The organism is Asanoa sp. WMMD1127, assembly GCF_029626225.1.
Taxonomy (GTDB): domain Bacteria; phylum Actinomycetota; class Actinomycetes; order Mycobacteriales; family Micromonosporaceae; genus Asanoa.
Map to the genome: position 1 here is coordinate 2,649,507 of NZ_JARUBP010000001.1, position 16,409 is coordinate 2,665,915.

A 16,409-nucleotide genomic window follows, 5' to 3' on the forward strand; every position below is an offset into this window, starting at 1 on the left:
CGGCCTTTTTTGCGAAAGCGAAACCTTGCCCCTAACGGCGATCTTGGATGGTCACGCAGTTTCCCGTTTCGTAGCCACCCTCGGTGTCCTTGACGAGAACGTCGGCGGCGTCCGCGATCCGGGCGCAGACCTTGGGGTTGTCGCCGATGACGTCGCGATAGTTGCTGCCGTCGACCGCGCGGACCGACGGCTCTTTGTCTTCGAGATAGAAACGCCCTGGCTGGTCGGACTGGTTGCCCATCTGCGCGGCCGGCGGGTTCTGGCCGTCACCGCCGTAGATGTGCAGATGGAATCCGCCGCTGTTGCGTGGGGCGGCGCCTTTCCATTGGGCGTCGTATTCGACGACGAACTTCTCGTCGTCGACGAACGCCTGGGTGATGCAGACCCAACGCTCGTTGGCCTGGATCGCCGCGGTGCACTGCTCGTCGGGCGGCAGCGGCGGCGCGGTGACGCCGGCGGCGTTGGTCGGGTTCGTCGGGTCGGCGCTGCCGAAGCCGAAGTTGTCGCGGTTGACCCACAGCGCGGCGCCGGCGAGGGCCAGCACGACCACCACGGCCGCCGTGACGAGCAGGGCACGGTTGCGCGGCCGCGGCGGTGCTTGCGACGGGGCGGCCGGATACGCGTATTCGACCCGGTGCGGTCGCGGCGCCGGCGAGGTCGGTGCGGCCGATCCGGCCCGGCCGGGCGCGAAGACCTGCTGGGGCATGCGGGCGGTGGGCTCGTCGGCCGGCGCCGTGACGGGCGACCGGTGCGGCTGCGCGGGCGGCGCGGAGGCCGGCCGGACCGGCGCGCCGGAGGTCGGACGGCCGGTGGGCGGCGCAGCGGCGGCCCGGGCCGGCGGCGCGGAGGTGGGCCGGGCCGGTGGCCCGGAGGTGGGCCGCGCGGGTGACGGGCTGACCGGCGCGCTCGGCATCGGCGTGGGGCTGACCGGCGCGTTGGACATCGGTGGGGCGCTGACCGGGGCCGAGCCGGTGGCCCGGGTCGGCGGGTGGTGGATGACCACGGTGGCGGAGCCGCGGGCCGCGCCGGCGTCGGGCGCCTGCCCGGTCAGGCCCGCGCCGGCCAGCCGGGCCGCGCCGAGGGCCACGGCGTGCTTGGGGTGGGCGTCGACCGCGACCGGCCGGTTGAGCTCCGCCGCCACGAGCTGGGCCACGATCGGCATGCGGGACGAGCCGCCGACGAGCAGCACCGAGTGCAGCTGCTCGGGCTCGACCCCGGCCGAGCGGACCGCCCGGCGCAGCGCCTCGATCGAGCCGTAGAGCGCCGGCCGCACCATCGCCTCCAGCTCACCGCGGGTCAGCCGGATCTCGGTGGAGATGGTCGGCAGCAGCACCGGGATGGAGACGTCGGTGTCGGCGGAGAGCGCCTCCTTGGCCGCCACGCACTCCTCGCGCAGCCGGGCCACCGCGGCGATCGCCGTCGGGTCGTCCTCGTCGAGCTCGGCCAGCTTGCCGCCGAGGGCCTGGGCGACGTGGTGGAAGACGGCCGCGTCGAAGTCGATGCCGCCCAGCCGCTCGATGCCCTCGGGCTGGCCCAGGATCTCGAAGCCCTGCGCGGTCTTGCGCAGCACCGCGGCGTCGAACGTACCGCCACCCAGGTCGTAGACCGCCACCACGGCCCCGGGGTCGATGCGCTGCTGGCTCGCGTAGAACACCGCCGCCGCCTCGGGCTCGGTGATGAACGAGACCGGCTCCTCGATCCCGGACAGCCGCACGGCCTGCCGCAGCAGGTCGGTCTTGTAGGGACCCCAGTTGGCCGGGTGCGAGACGGTGATCGCCCGCGGCGCACCGCCCTCGCGGCTGGCCACCTCGTCGAGCGTCCAGCGCAGCAGGCGGCCCATGAGCGCCTCGGCGGAGTACGGCACGCCGCCCAGCAGGATCGGCGTGGTGTCACCGAACCGGCGCTTGAACTCGCGCGCCACCCGGTGCGGCTCGGTCAACCCGCGCCGGTTGGCGGGCTCGCCGGTCAGGAACGTCTCATCCTCGCGCAGCAGCACCACCGACGGCACCGCGGCCGCTCGGCTGCCCAGCGAGGCGATCTCCGCATGACCGGTGCGCCAGGTCGCGGCCGCCGTGAACGTGGTGCCGAGGTCAACGCCGAGTGCGTACATCGCGGTCGCTCCGGTGATCGTGGGCAGGTGCTGGATCGAGTTTTCTTGATGGCACGACGGCGCGCCGGTTCCTGTCGGGAGTCCGACCACGCGCGGGTTGGGGGATGGGCACGGGGAAGTCCCCGACGGCGCGGGCGCGCCGCCGCCCTAGGGTGAGGACATGGACGCGCGACCGCTCAAGGACGTTCTCACCGACCTCGTCGGTGACCCGTCCGCGGCCGCCGACGCGCTGGCCGGCGCCGGGCACGATCTGCCGCCGGAGCTGGTGGCCGAGGCCGTGGTGAGCTTCGCCGGCACCGCGCCGGCGGAGGTGGCCGAGCATCTCGCGCCGTTCGTCACCGCGCACAGCGGCGTCCCGGTGGAGTCCGAGCTGGACGCGCCGGCCGACTGGTTCGAGTTGCTGGCGACCGCGCCCGAGACCGGCGCCGAGCTCGACGAAGGGCTGGCCGCGGCGCCGGACAGCGCCGACGGGCCGGGCCTCGGCGAGTTGGACTTCGGTGCCGGCGCCGATGCCGCCGACGCGGACCTCGACCTCGACCCGAACCCCGGCGGCGACCTGGACGACGAGCCGGTCGCCGCCGGCGGGGTCGACGAGACCGACCTGGCAGAGCCGTCGACCGACCTGGACCAGGTCGACCCCGACCCGACCGACGCCGGCTTCGACGACGGCGACGCTGACGAAACTGACCTCGACGACCTCGACGGCTGAGCGGCGGCGCGACATCAGCGGCCCCGGCCGTTGAGGTCGGCCAGCAGGCCCTCGCACGACCGCACCGCGACCCGGGCCGCCACGGCCATCTCGTGCGCGGTCATCGGGTTCTCCGCCCGACGCTGCCAGCGCATCAGCGCATCGGCGGCCGCGGAGCGCAGCTGGCCCGCGGCGGCGTCCGGCGGCAGGTCGAGGCGGACGTGCGGGGCGGTGCCCGTACCCCCGATGACCCGTTCCAGCTCCTCCACCACCGCCGGCTTGCCGCCCAGCCAGCCGGCCCGCAGGGTGGCGAGCACGCGCAGCTCGTTGAACGGATGGGCGGACGCGACGATCTCCTCGACCTCGGCCGCCACGGTCGCGCTGCCGGGCCGGGGCCAGCCGCGGGCGAGGGCGTCGAGGGCGAGCAGCGCCGAGCGGGCCTTGAGCACCTCGCGCCGCTCGAAGAACAGCGAGCCGAGCACCTCCTGCAGCTCGGTCAGCCCGCTGCGCTCGGTCAGCTCGCGGGCCAGCCCGGTCGCCGTGACCTGCGCGTCCTGGCGCAGCAGCGTGCTGGCCAGCCGGATGCCGTAGAGGCCGAACCGGGCCAGCAGCGACTCGCGCTCGATCGAGGTCAGCCCCAGCTCCGGCAGCGTGTTGACGAACCGGTCGGCGGTCAGCAGCAGCTCCTCGGCCGGCTTGACCTCGAGCCCGGCGACGGCGCGGAGGTGGCGCACCTCGGTCTCGGTCAGGGTCGCGGCGGTCTCGGCGAGCAGACCGGCCACGGGTACGACGGTCTGCACCACCCGCCGCACGTTGGCGTCACCGGCCAGCCGGCCGGCGATCCGCCGCGCCGAGGCCATCGCGTCCAGCCGCCCCACGCCGATCTCGTCGGCCCGGGACAGCACGCCGATCGCGTTGACCGGGTTGGGCCGCGACACCTCGGTGTCGTGGAACGCGTGCAGGAACTCGAGGTCCTTGGCGTGCAGGTGGCGCATCAGATAGAGCACCGCGTCCGCCGGCGTCTCCTCGTCGTCGGGCGCGAGCAGCTCCCAGGCGCGCCGCGAGACCCGCTCCGACAGCGAGCCGATGCCCGGTGTGTCGATCAGTGTGGCCTTGCGCAGCGCCTGCGACGGCCAGGTGATGTCGAGCGAGTGCACGTCCTGCGGCGCGGTGCCGCCGAGGTCGACCTCGATCGCGCCGTCGTCGCGGGTGAACCGCAGCTGCCGCGGGGCGCCGGAACGGGGGTGCAGGGTGACGCGGTAGGTGTGGCCGTCCCGGTACCAGGTGACGATCCGGGTGCACTCGCCCGCGTCGGTGGGCGCCAACCGGTCGGCGACCAGCGCGTTGAGCAATGTGGACTTGCCGGACTTGATCCGCCCGGCGATCGCCACGCGCAGCGGCTCGTCGAGCCGTTCCCGCACCTCGGCGATCCGGGCGTCGAACCCGCTGCCCCGGTAGACCCCGGCGGCCCGCGTCAACGCCGACCGGGTCCGGTCCACGAGCGTCATGCGGCACCGAGCTTGAGCGCGCGGTCGCGGAGCTGGCCCAGCCGGGTGAGCTCGGCCTCGAGGTCCTTGAGCCGCTTCTGGCGGTCCGCCTGCGAGCGCTTGGCCGTGTCGGTGGCCGCGGCCAGCGCGGTCGCGGTCGACCGGTTGAGCTCGTCGGCGAGCTGCGTGTAGTGGTCGCGCAGCTGCCGCTGCACCCGGCGCACGGTGTCCCGGCTGTCCTTGCCGGTCACGAAGCTGATCTCGTCGCAGTAGCGGCGCATCGCGTTCTTGCCCTGGGCCCGGCGCCTCTCCAACTGCCGTTTCTTCTCGTCCTTGAGGCCGCGATGGCCCATCACGACGCCGATGCCGATGCCGATCGGACCCAGCGCGACGCCCATCAGGCTGCCCAGCATGGTGAACATCAGGGCGCCGCCGTACGCGCTCTTCAAGGCGACCATCACCTGCTTGCCCGCGGTCATCTTGGCCAGCTCGATGCGGTGCTCCACGTCGCGTTCCTCGACGATCGGCGTCGGGTTGTAGACCTTGAGCATGCCGATCGCCTCACCGGAGGCCTCCTGGAAGTGCTCGGCCACCTGCTCGCTCAGCTCGGTCGCCCGGCGGCGCAGGTAGGTGTAGTTGCCGAGCAGGTCGTAGGAGATCCGGGCGCGCAGCCACTCCTCCATCTCGGGCCACATGTCGGCCGGGTCGACCTCGTCGATCGCGTCGTCGGCCTCGGTGGTGATCTTGCGGATCCGGTCGCGCAGGTCGAAGTCGACGTCGGCGGTCAGGTCGGCGGTGCCGTCGTTGAGCGTGACGCTCCACCGGGCGGCGGCCGTCTTCAGCTCCTCGACCCGGCGCTTGGCCGTGTTGAGGTCGTCGACGATCCGCTGGGCGTTGGCGGGGTCGGCGAGCGTGTCCCGCTCGGCGGTGAACTGCCCGCGCAGCTGGTCGCAGACGGCCAGCACCTCGGCCGCGGCGTCCTTGGTCCGGCGGGCCGCGGCGCCGCCGCCGACCCGTTCCTGCACGAACTTGACCAGGTCGGGGAACCCGGACTCGACGTTGAGGGCCTGGTTGTTGGCGCGCACGGCACGGGCGCGCAACGGCGACGAGACCGGCAGCAGCGGGATCTCGCCGACCATCCGGAGGTGGCCGGCGTTGAGGTCGCGGATCCGTCGCCAGGCCGGATAGAAGTCGATTTTGGTGAGTACGCAGACCACGGTGGAGCACAGCTCGCGGGCCTGCCGGAGGAACTCGACCTCGCTGCGGGTCAGCTCCTGCGCGGCGTCGGTGACGAAGAGGACGGCGTCGGCCAGCGAGATGGCGGCCAGTCCCGCGGCGGCGTGCGCGGAACCGAGGCCACCGACGCCGGGGGTGTCGACCATGACCAGGCCGCCGCTGAGGATCTTGCGCGGGACGGTCACGTCGACCCGGGACGCCCGGGCGCCCTCGTGTCCCTCGACCACGTGCCGGCGCAGGTCCGCGAAGTCGACCTGCTCGCGGCGGGGCGGGTTGCCCTCGTGCACCACGGTGGCGGTCTTCTCCGCGCCGTGCCGCACGAACGTCGGCACCGCCGTGGCCACGTCGTCGTCGACGGGGCAGACCGCCGTGCCGAGCAGCGCGTTGATCAGTGAGCTCTTGCCCTGCTTGAACTCGCCCGCGACGACGATGTGCACCGCCGGGTCGGCCAGCCCGGCCTGGAGCCGGCCCAGCCGCGCGGCGAGGTCCTCCCGCCCGTACGCCGTGCACGCCTTGATCCCCAGGTCGACCAGGGCGGTCGCCGGGGCGGTGGCGGTGGCTGGCTCGGTCATCGCTGCGTCCCTCCGGTGTGGACGGCGCAGCGGGCCGGCCGGGCCTAGTGGCCCGACCGCCCGCTGTCGGCGAGTGGTGTGTAGTTGGGTGGATGGATCAGGCGGGGGCGTCCTCGGGCTCCGGCTCGCGCATCGAGGGCTCGTCGTGCTCCTCGAGGGTCCGCGGCGGCGGGACGCTGAAGTCCTGGTCGAAGTCGGCGTCCTGGTCGCCCGGGCCCTGCTCCGTGTTGACCACCGAGTCCTCGGCGTTGACGTTGGTGTTCTCCGTGATCGTGGTGTCGTTGTCCTCGTTGGTGGTGTCACCGTCGCCGAGGCCGATCGCGGAGTCGTCGTTGTCGGCGATGTTGGTGCCGGAGCCGACGTTGGAGTTGTCGAGCGTCGAGTCGTTGACGTTGTTGACGTCGCCGTCGCCGAAGTTGATGACGCCGTCGTTGTCGCCGTCGACGTCCACGTCGTTGGCTTGCTGGTCGTTGTTGTTGCCGACGATCGAGTCCTCGACGTCGCCGTCGGCCACGATGCCGGTGTTGGTGCCGGTCACCACGGGCGCCTCGAGGTCGCCGTCGACCGAGACGGCGCCGTCGCTGTTGAACAGGTTGTCGCCCTCGATGTCGCCGTCGACGACCTGCGAGTTGGCCCCGGTGGCGGCGTTGACGTCGTCGGCCTCGCCGACCGCCACGGCGCCCGCGCCGGACGCGTTGGCGTTGTTGCTGTCGATGTCGAGCTCGCCGTCGAAGTCGTCGCCGACCTCGACGTTGGTGCTCTGGTCGACGATCTCGTTGATGATGTCGTTGTCGTTGGTCACCTGGTTGACGTAGGTCAGGTGCTGCACGACCTGCTCCATCGACTGCGGCCCGGAGGTCACGTGGTGGGTGGGCGGGGTGTAGCCGCCGCCACCGCCGCCGCCGCTCGTGTAGCTCTGCAGCGCCCGCGCCGCGTCGGCCGGGAAGCCCGGCTCGCCGCAGGCCTGCTGCACGATCGCCGGCATGTCGAGGCCGGACAGGTCGTGCTCGGTGATGCCCTGGGCGACGAGCTCGCCCTGGGGGTTCTGCGCGAACTGCAGAGCCTTGGTCGGGTCCGTCGCCAGCTGCTTGACGAGGTTGACCAGGAGGTTGGTGAGCTCGAGATTCTGCATTTCCCTTGCCTCCTTCTGAGGAGTTCTCCCGGCCTGTCTGGCGGGTGTGCATACAGCGTCGCCGTCGGCCCACCCCCCGGACATCGGGAAGACCCCCCTGGTTGGGGGGAGGGGATAGGGGGTGCCGGCCGGTACACAGCAGACCGCGAAACAACCCGCTGATGACGCGGAGTGTCAGGAATTGAGCAGGGATTTCAACGCGGCGACGAATTCCGCCCGGTCGGTGGCGCCGACCTTGACGCGGATCCGGGCCACGTGATGCTCGACGGTCTTCGGCGAGATGAAGAGCTGAGCCCCGATCTCCTTGTGGGTACGCCCGTCGAGCACCAGCCGGGCCACCTCGACCTCCCGTTCGGACAGTCCGGCCGCGTTGCCCTCGCCGGCCCGCTCCGGCTCGGCGCCCGACAGCTCGCGGGCCACCTCCAGCAGCCGGCGGGCGGCGGTCGGGTCGGTGGTGCGGATGGCGGCGTGCCCCGCCAGGCGGGATGCCTCCCACGGCAGTTCGGCGGCGCCGAGCGCGTCGGCCGCGGCGAGGACGGCGTCGAGGTCGACCGCGCCGGCCAGCGAGCGCGTCCACGCCGCCGCGGCCGCCGCCTGGGCCCGCTGCCGCTCGCCGCCCGCGCCGGCCGACCCGACCGCGTCGGCGGCCGCCTTGACCGCGGTCGGGTCGTCGGCCGCGACGCCGATCTGCAGCCGGATCCAGGCGAGGGCGACGGTCCAGGCCGGCGGATGGCCGAGCCCGGCGACGACGCCGTCGAGCGCCGCCAGCACCGGCGCGATCCGTCGTGGTTGCCGCAGCCGGGTCGCGGCCACGGCCAGCTCCTCCACCTGCTCCAACTGGAACAGGTCGACCGCCTGCCGGGCCAGCACGGGCTCGACGCTCACCCACGCCTCGCGCAGCTTGGCGATGTCGCCCGACCGGCGGGCCAGCCCCGCCCGCAGCGCGGCCGCCAGCAGCACCTCGCGGCCGGGCAGCCCGTCGCCGAGCCGGCGCAGCTCGGCCAGCGCGGTGTCGTAGCGACCCGTGCGCAGCCGGGTCCAGGCCAGCAGCAGGCGGTGGCGCTGGGTGAAGACCGGGCCGCCGACGCCGCGGTCGAGGGCGCGGTGCAGCAGGTGCTCGGCGGTCCCCGCGTCGCCGGCCGTGACGGCGACGATCGCGGCCAGCGCGTGGGGCGTATCCGGCAGCACCACCGTGGGCGGCGTGCGCTCCACGGCCTCGGCGGCCTCGATCAGCAGCGGCACCGCCGCCCCCGGCTCGCTCGCCGCAGCGACCACTGCTTGCGCAAGAAGGAACGGCCCGTTGTTAACGCTTTCCGCAGAGGAACGGTCCGTTCCTAACGCGGCGCGGGCGTCGGCGAACCGGCCGAGGGCGACGAGCGACGGCACTGCGAGCAGCGGCCCGGGCGAGGCTGCGGTGGCGGACGGGGCGGCCGGGTGGCCCGACCGCCCGTCGGCGGCGGCGAGCGTTTCGACGGCGCGAGCCGGCCGGCCGTCGTGGGCCGCGACTGCGCCGGCCACCAGGGCGAACCGGTGTCGGTCGGCCGGACGGGAGGCACCGGACGGCTCGACGGGGAGTCCGACCAGCGCGGCCGCCTCGGCCCGGCCCGCGGCGACCGTCGCGGGATCGGCGCCGGCGTCGACCGCGTCGGCGTACCAGGAGATGGCGGCGGCCGGGTCGGTGAAGCGCAGGCGGTCGCCGGCGGCGCGGAACACGTCGGCGCCGGTGCGGATGCGGGCCGCCCGCAGTTGGGTGGCGGCCGCGACCGGGTCGGCGCCCGAGGCGGCCAGGGCCGTGGCGACCCGGGCGTGCACCCGGCGGCGCTCGGCCGGCGCGAGATCGTCGAGCAGGGCCGCCGCCACCGCGGGCACGAGCCGCTCGGTGTCGGGCGCCAGGAAACCGAGGTCGCGGAGGGCACGCAGCGCCCCGGCGAGCGCGTCGGGCGGCTGGCCCGTGGCGCCGGCCAGCACGTCGTCGGCCAGGTCGAGGCCGAGCGCCAGTGTGCGGGCCACCTCGATCACCATCGGGTCCACTGTGGCCAGGCGACGCTGCACCCGGCCGAGCAGTCCGCCGTCGGCCAGCAGCGCGGCGATCGCCGGCCAGCCCGCGCAGGCCTCGTGCAGGTCGGGCCGGCCGGTCAGGGCTGCGATCGCCGCGGCGTCGAGCGGCGCGAGCCGGGTCAGGCCGTCGTGGGCGGCCAGCTCGTCGAGCTCCGCCAGCGCCGGCCGGTCCAGCGTCGGGCGGCGGCCGAGCAGCAGGGGTATGCCCCGACGGGCCACATCGGACAGCGCTGCCAGGATCGCGTCGGGCAGGCGATGCGGGTCGTCGACGACCACGGCGGACGGGGCCGCGGGCACCTCGGGCCGGTCGGGCGTCACCCACACGGCGTGGGGTGGGGCGAGCGCGCGCAACCGGTGCGTACGCCCGGCTCCGTCGACCCCCACCACGACCGCCATGCGACGCAGCGTGCCATCACTCGAGCCGCGCGACCAGTCGCCCGGTCGCGACTGTCCGGTAGGCGTCTGTGCGTTAGGTGTGCACGGCCGCCTCGCCGGTGCGGCGGAGCTTGTGCCAGCGCAGCCGGCCGCCGGTCAGGGCGGTGACCAGCGACTGGATGAGCACGAGATACATGAGCTGGCGGTACGCGAACTGCTGCAGCGGCAGTGTCCAGAGTGGCGTCAGGCGCTCCTTGTCGAGCTTGAACGCCACCACGCCCGTGATCAGCTGTAGGCCGAGCATCGCCAGCCAGGCGAGCGCGGTCTCGCCCCGGCCCGCGAACAGCACGCCGTAGACGGCCAGCAGGTCGATCACCGGGGCGAGCAGCGGCAGCGCGATGCCGAACAGCGCCAGGAACGGCAGACCGCGGCGGCCGAAGCGACCCGAGGGGCCGTCGTCGACCAGGGACCGGCGGTGCTTCCACATCGCCTGCATGGTGCCGTAGCTCCACCGGTAGCGCTGCCGCCAGAGCTGGCCCAGCGACGCGGGGGCCTCGGTCCAGGCGCGGGCGCGGCCCTCGTAGACCACCTTCCAGCCGGCCCGGCAGAACGCGATCGTGACGTCGGTGTCCTCGGCGAGCGTGTCGTCGCTCATCCCGCCGATCGCCAGCAGGGCGTCCTTGCGCCACGCGCCGATCGCGCCGGGGACCGTGGGCATGCAGCGCAGCGTCTCGTAGAGGCGGCGGTCGAGGTTGAAGCCGATCACGTACTCGATGTGCTGCCAGCGGGCGACCAGGCTGGCCCGGTTGCCGACCTTGACGTTGCCGGCGACCGCGCCCACCTCGGGGTCGGCGAACGGCTGCACGAGCTGGCGCACCGAGTCGGCCTCGAAGATCGTGTCGCCGTCGACCATCACGATGATGTCGTGGCTGGCCGCCGCCACACCGGTGTTCAGCGCGCTCGACTTGCCGCCGTTGGGCTTGCGGATCACGCGTACGTTCGGCAGGTTCAGGCTTTCCGCGATGTCGGCGGTGTCGTCGGTCGAGCCGTCGTCGACGACGATCACCTCGATGCCGCCCGGATGGTCGCCGCCGGCCAGCGAGCGCACCGCCGACTCGATGCCCTCGCGCTCGTTGTAGGCGGGCACGATCACCGACACCGGAGCGGTCACCGGCGGACCCCACGACCAGTCGCCGCGGCGCCGCCGTGCCTGGCGACCGGAGAGCACGAAGAGCAGCAGCGTACGGGCGAGCGTCAGGATGCCGACGATCAGGAACAGCACCGCGACGAAGTCCAGTGACCAGTCGGCGATCCGGATCGCCGTCGCCAGGGCCAGGCCGCGCTGCTGCTCGGCGGCCGCGGCGGGCGGATTGCGCAGCACGGTCGGCGCGGCGCCGGTCTCCGGGTCGGTCAGCGCCTGGCGCAGGCCGTCGGTGACCGTCACGAACGAGTAGCCCCGCGCCTGCATCATCGGGACGAACCGCTCCAGCGCCTGCACGGTCTGCTCGCGGTCACCGCCCGCGTCGTGCAGCAGGACGACCGCGCCGGCGTCGCCCTCCGGCATCATGTTGGCGATGATCCGGTCGACGCCGGGCCGGGCCCAGTCCTGGCTGTCGCGGTCGTTGACCACCGTGACATAGCCGAGCCCGCCGGCCTGGTTGACCAGCTTCCAGGCCGCGTCGTCGATCGCGTCGGCCCGCGACGAATAGGGGAAGCGGAGCAGCGAGCTGCGCACCCCGGCGGCGTCGGCGAGGGCGAGCTGGGTCTGCGAGTACTCCATCCGGCGGCGCCACTCGGGGAGCGTCGCGACGTCCGGGTGGGTGAAGGTGTGCACGCCGAGCTCGTGGCCGTTGTCGACGAGCTGCCGGGCCAGGCCCGGGTGGCGGACGACCTGCGAGCCGACGACGAAGAACGTCGCGTCGGCGTGGTAGCGGTCGAGGGTCGCCATCACCCGCGGCGTCCACACCGGATCGGGGCCATCGTCGAACGTGAGCGCGATGGTCTTCGGCGGCATGCGGTACGAGCGGGGATCCTGGCCCGGCACCGCGTTGATGATCGGCCCGCCCTCGAGGATCTGGTCCGGGACCGTGGTGGTCGGGCCCGGCTCGCTCTGGTGGTCGGGGGTGAAGCGCGCGTTCGCGTACGCCTCGACGAGCAGGAGGCTGACGAAGACGAAGACCAGGACGGCGGCGACGACCCATTTGGGCTTGGGTACGACCCGGCGTGCGCTGCGGCGCGGCGGCGCGTCGTCGGCGGCGACGGTGACCGGCGGTGGTGGCGGTGGGATCGGAGGCTGGTTGGCGAGGATCACGGCGGTGTCGGTGGCGGCGGTGCGTTGGTTCGGGAGGGGGGTCCCGACGACGGCGCGGCCGGTCGCCGGTGGGACCGGGATCGGCTGGGTGTCCTCGTCGGGGTCGACGTCCTGGTCGGCGTCCTCGTCGTCCAGCAGGGGGTATTCCGGTAGCTGCGGGGCGATCTTGAGGCCGGCGGGGATGCTGGCGCGGCCGAGGACGGGCTCGCCGGCGGTGCCGGCGAGCCCGTCGTACGGGTCACGGGTGGGTGCGCTCATGCGGCCGCGGTGGTCGGGGTCGGCGTCCGGGCGCCGGTGGCCGTCGTCGACGCGGTGACCGGTGCGGCGCTCGACGACGTGCCGCCGGTGTTGTCGCCGCCGCTCTCGTTCGCGCCGTTGCCGCTGGAGCCGCCGCCGGTGTCGCCCGATCCGCCGCCGGTGCCGCCGGTGTTCCCGGTGCCGCCGCCGGAGCCGCCCGGGTCGCCGGTGCCGCCGCCGCTGCCGGACCCGCTGCCGGATCCGCCGCCGCTGTCCGAGCCGGATCCGTTGCCGGAGCCGCCGCCGTCGGAGCCGCCACCGCCACTGCCGGTGCCGCCCCCAGCGCCACTGCCGGTTCCGCCGCCACTGCCGGTTCCGCCGCCGCTGCCTGTGCCGCCACCGTCGCCGGTGCCGCCACCGCTGCCACCGGCGTTGCCGGTGCCGCCGCCGGTGCCGCCACCGCCGTTGCCGGTGCCGGTGCCGCCGCCGTTGCCGGTGCCGTTGCCGGTGCCGCCGTCGCTGCCGTTGCCGGGCTGCGGGCCGGCGGGCTGACCGCCGCCACCCCCACCGCCGGCCGGCGGATCGACGGTCGGCGGCGCGGTCGGATCCTCGGTCGGTCCGGGCGGTGCGGTCGGCGTGCCTTCCGGCGGCCGGGTCGGTGGGTTCGTCGCGGGCGGTGGCGAGACGGGCGCGGTGCCCTTGGTCGGGCTCGGCGTGGGCCGGGCGGCGACGGGCAGGGTCGAGGTGCGCAGCCCGCTCGGCGCACCGGGCGCGGTCGGCGGGGGCAGCGGCGCCACGAACGGCCCGGGGTCCGGCGGGCGGAACGCGGTGCGCAGCGGGTTCTGCGCGGGCCGGTCGTCCTGTTCGGGTTCCTGCACCCGGTCGGGGAACGGCATCAGCGCGTGCGGCAGCGCGGGGCCACCGGCGATGCTGACGCCGACCAGCGCGGTGTAGCCGAGGCACACGGCGCCGATCCCGTACGCCGTCCAGCGCACGAGCCGCCGCCGCCGACCGGTCTCGTCGACGAAGATGGGCGCCGCGGGGTCCTGCCCCAGCGTCACTCCAGGCGCGTCGACCGGCTCCGCGGCGCTGACGATGATGTCGGTTTCGGGTTCCTGGTCCGGAATCACGCCGGGAAGCGTAGAAAGCACGCTGCGCGATGAGGAGACGTCAGTCACCCAGCCGGGCGTCGTCGGCCCAGTCCGTAAAACTGCCCGAACCGGCCGCAACCGACCGGCCCACCCCGCGCCGCCGACGCGCGTCGGCCACCGAAACGCCACTGTGACCAGCATTGATGTCAAGCGTCAAGGCCGGTAACGGAAATCTTGTGCGACGCTCACTGTCCGGTACGCGACAACTGCGCAGGTTGTTCGACGATGCTCGCGTCGGGAATCCGACCACATTTCTGGACCCCATCACCCGTTGTGCCGGTGATCGCCGCTCGTTAAGCTCTCATGTGCGCGCCCCTATCGCCCGCTTCCCCCGTGGCAGGCGATCGGGGCGCGCCCTATTTGCCGGTTGCCCGCGACCCGGTCGCACCTAGGCCGGCCCGTCGCGTGATGACCCCGCCGCAGACCGCCCTTCACCCGCCGGCCGGCAACTCTCCGCAGCCCGCGTTCCACGATCGGAAAGCGCCGCCTCCGGCGTTAGGAACGGTCCGTTGTTCTGCGGAAACCGTTAACAACGGACCGTTCCTTTCAGCTCAGGCGGGCTGTCACCGACGTGCCGTAGCGCTCCGCGACGAGCGCCTTCAGACCGGCCGGGAAGCGATCCTTGGCCCGCAGGTGCGGCTCCAGCAGCGCCCGCTGCGCGGCGGCGTCCCCGTCGAATGCCGCCACCGCTTGGCCCGGCGCCGCGTTGGCGACGGCGAGGATCGCGCCGGCCGCTCCCACCGCGCCGGCCATCAGCACCAGCGCGCTCGACCCCACGTAAACCGCGCGGTCCCAAACCGCCAACTCCTGGAGCAGGCGCTCTGCCGAGCCGGTCGAGTCCTTGAGGCCGGTGAGGGGAAGATCGGGCAGCGCCGGCACCGGGACGTCGCCTCCGGCGACCCCGGGGAAGTGGTACGCCAACACCGGGGCACCGCCGGCCGCCTTGGCGGCGGCGCCGTAGAAGGCCGCTAGATCGGGAACGCCGCGGCGGGGCGGGGCGACCAGCACCGCATCCGCGCCGGCGCCGACCGCGGCCTCGATGCGGCTCACGGCCGCCCTGCGCCACGCGCCGCTGGCCCCCGTCACCACGGGAATCCCGCCCGGCACCGCGGCGCGGACCGCAGCCGTCAGGCCGGCGAGCTCCGCGTCCGTGAGGGTGTCCGCCTCGCCCGTGCTGCCGCCGACCAGGACCGCGCGGATCCCCTCGTCGGTCAGGCGGGCAGCGTGGGCGGCGGTGGCGCGCTCGTCGACCGCGCCTTCGTCGTCGAACAGGGTCACCAGCGCCACCGCGACGCCGGTCCACAGCGGATCGGTCACGACCCCCACGCTATATCCAGCGGGAGCCCAGCCACATCCGAGCGGACCAGTCCCCGTAGGGCATGACGTCGCCGACGAAGACCTTGAAGAAATAGGCGAAGCAGAGGACGACCAGCACCAGGTACGCGCCCGCGACGACGCCCCCTACCAAGCGGCGGTCGGCGAGTTTGCGGGCGTTCTCCGGGGTCGGCGCTGGCCGGCCGGCCGGATACATGATGGCGCCGAGCACGTACACCACCGCAAGGATCATGAACGGCAACGCGGGGGCCGTGTAGAAGGAGAACATCGTGCGGCCGTTGTCGATCGCGTAGTAGAACCACGGCGCCAGGCCCACGAAGACCATCAGCAGGATCGCGCCGGCGCGCCAGTCGCGGCGGGCGATGCCCAGCCAGGCCAGCGCGGCCAGCGCCGGGATGAACGACCACCACAGCAGCGGCGTGCCGAGCAGCAGCACCTCGGACGCGCACGAGTCGGTGCCGCAGGTGCCGGTGTTGGACCAGTAGAACGCGACCGGCCGGCCCAGCAGCAGCCACTGCCACGGCCACGACTGGTAGGTGTGCTTGGCGTCCAGCCCGGAATGGAACTTGAACGCTTCCTGGTGGTAGTGCAGCAGGTTGTGCAGCGCCCCGATGACCGGCGGCTCGGACCGGCCCGAGTCGGCCAGCCAGTGGCGGTAGAACCCGTCGTCGGTCAGCAGCCAGCCGCTCCAGCTGCCCACGTAGACCACGAACGCGACCACGACGAACAGGCCGACCCAGCCGAGCTCGTCGAGGAACGTGTCGCGGATCGGGTGCCGGGCGCCGACCGTGCGCCGCACGCTGTATTCCCACCAGAGGATGAGCAGCAGGAACGCCGGCAGGAAGAACAGCGCGCTCCACTTGACCGAGACCGCGCAGCCGAACAGCACCGCCGCGGCCAGCCGCCACCACGGGAACGCGAACGGCAGCCGGCCCGCGCGGCCAGCCCGGGTCGGGTCGAGGCCGCCCTCCATCGCGGTCAGCCAGCGGCGCCGCCGGCTGTCGCGGTCGGCGACCAGCGCGGCGAACGCGGCGAGGATGAACAGCAGCAGGAAGATGTCGAGGATGGCGGTACGCGACAGCACGAGGTGGAAGCCGTCGAGCGCGAGCAGGAGGCCGGCCGCGGCGCCCAGCACCGTGGAGCCGAACATCCGCCGGGCAACCCGCACCATGATCAGCACGGAGACGGTGCCGGCGACCGCCGCCGAGAACCGCCAGCCCAGCTCGGGCGCGGCGGTCCAGAGGTGACCGGCGGCCCGCACGTTGCCGTCGGCGTCCTGGTAGCCGAACATCCACTCGCCGATGGCGATCAGCCACTTGCCCAGGGGCGGGTGCACGACGTACGACGCGACGCCGTCCTTGTAGTTCCATTCGACGCCTTTGGTGAGCAGACCGTAGGCGTCCTTGGCGTAGTAGGTCTCGTCGAAGATCTTGCCCGGCGGGTGGGACAGCCCGACGAACCGCACGAGGGCCGCGACCGCGACGACGAAGCCGGTGACCGCCCACGACCACGGGTCGCGGCGGGCGTCGAACGGCTGGAGGCGGCGCCGGATCTGGTCGGAGACCGTATCCCGCCGCGCGGGTATGGAGGACGGGAGCTCCGGTGCCTCGGCCTCCTCGGGCCCGGCCTCGGGGCTCGCTACGCTCGTCGCCGCCAGGGTCACCCCGCGATCGTAGGCTGCCAGGACCGAATTGGGGGGTTCGGCAGGCTGGCTTAA

10 protein-coding genes are annotated in these 16,409 nt (G+C 73.8%); 1 reads left to right on the forward strand and 9 read right to left on the reverse strand.

Features of this window, described 5'->3' with window-relative positions; genetic code table 11:
- Window positions 1–31: 31 nt before the first annotated feature.
- A complete protein-coding gene (locus tag O7635_RS12785) occupies window positions 32–2,110 on the reverse strand; it encodes an Hsp70 family protein (protein WP_278080627.1) in 2,079 nt (692 codons plus the stop codon).
- Window positions 2,111–2,270: 160 nt separating this feature from the next.
- Between O7635_RS12785 and O7635_RS12790 the strand changes: the two genes are divergently transcribed.
- A complete protein-coding gene (locus O7635_RS12790; RefSeq protein ID WP_278080628.1) occupies window positions 2,271–2,819 on the forward strand; it encodes a hypothetical protein in 549 nt (182 codons plus the stop codon).
- Window positions 2,820–2,833: 14 nt separating this feature from the next.
- Here O7635_RS12790 and O7635_RS12795 read toward each other — a convergent pair whose 3' ends face one another.
- The 8 genes from O7635_RS12795 to O7635_RS12830 form a co-directional block, all read right to left on the reverse strand.
- Window positions 2,834–4,306 carry a dynamin family protein gene (locus O7635_RS12795; RefSeq protein WP_278080629.1) on the reverse strand — a complete coding sequence of 491 codons (1,473 nt, stop codon included), beginning with the start codon at window positions 4,304–4,306 and terminating at the stop codon, window positions 2,834–2,836.
- A complete protein-coding gene (locus O7635_RS12800) occupies window positions 4,303–6,093 on the reverse strand; it encodes a dynamin family protein (protein ID WP_278080630.1) in 1,791 nt (596 codons plus the stop codon). Before O7635_RS12800 ends, O7635_RS12795 begins: the two co-directional genes overlap by 4 nt.
- 97 nt (window positions 6,094–6,190) lie before the next feature.
- On the reverse strand, window positions 6,191–7,225 hold the full coding sequence (locus tag O7635_RS12805) for a hypothetical protein (RefSeq protein WP_278080631.1): 1,035 nt from the start codon (window positions 7,223–7,225) through the stop codon (window positions 6,191–6,193).
- 174 nt (window positions 7,226–7,399) lie between these two features.
- On the reverse strand, window positions 7,400–9,679 hold the full coding sequence (locus O7635_RS12810) for a helix-turn-helix transcriptional regulator (RefSeq protein WP_278080632.1): 2,280 nt from the start codon (window positions 9,677–9,679) through the stop codon (window positions 7,400–7,402).
- 73 nt (window positions 9,680–9,752) lie between these two features.
- Window positions 9,753–12,227: a glycosyltransferase gene (locus O7635_RS12815; protein ID WP_278080633.1), complete on the reverse strand. Its 2,475-nt coding sequence runs from the start codon at window positions 12,225–12,227 to the stop codon at window positions 9,753–9,755.
- Entirely contained in the window at window positions 12,224–13,336 is a 1,113-nt protein-coding gene (locus O7635_RS12820) for a hypothetical protein (RefSeq protein ID WP_278080634.1), read from the reverse strand. The genes O7635_RS12815 and O7635_RS12820 overlap by 4 nt, the downstream gene beginning before the upstream one ends.
- Window positions 13,337–13,903: 567 nt before the next feature.
- Window positions 13,904–14,674, reverse strand: a complete 771-nt coding sequence (locus O7635_RS12825) for a dihydrodipicolinate synthase family protein (RefSeq protein WP_278080635.1) — start codon at window positions 14,672–14,674, stop codon at window positions 13,904–13,906.
- 10 nt (window positions 14,675–14,684) lie between these two features.
- The gene (locus tag O7635_RS12830; RefSeq protein ID WP_278080636.1) at window positions 14,685–16,355 is read right to left on the reverse strand and encodes a phospholipid carrier-dependent glycosyltransferase; all 1,671 of its coding nucleotides are present in this window, start codon (window positions 16,353–16,355) and stop codon (window positions 14,685–14,687) included.
- Window positions 16,356–16,409: the final 54 nt, after the last annotated feature.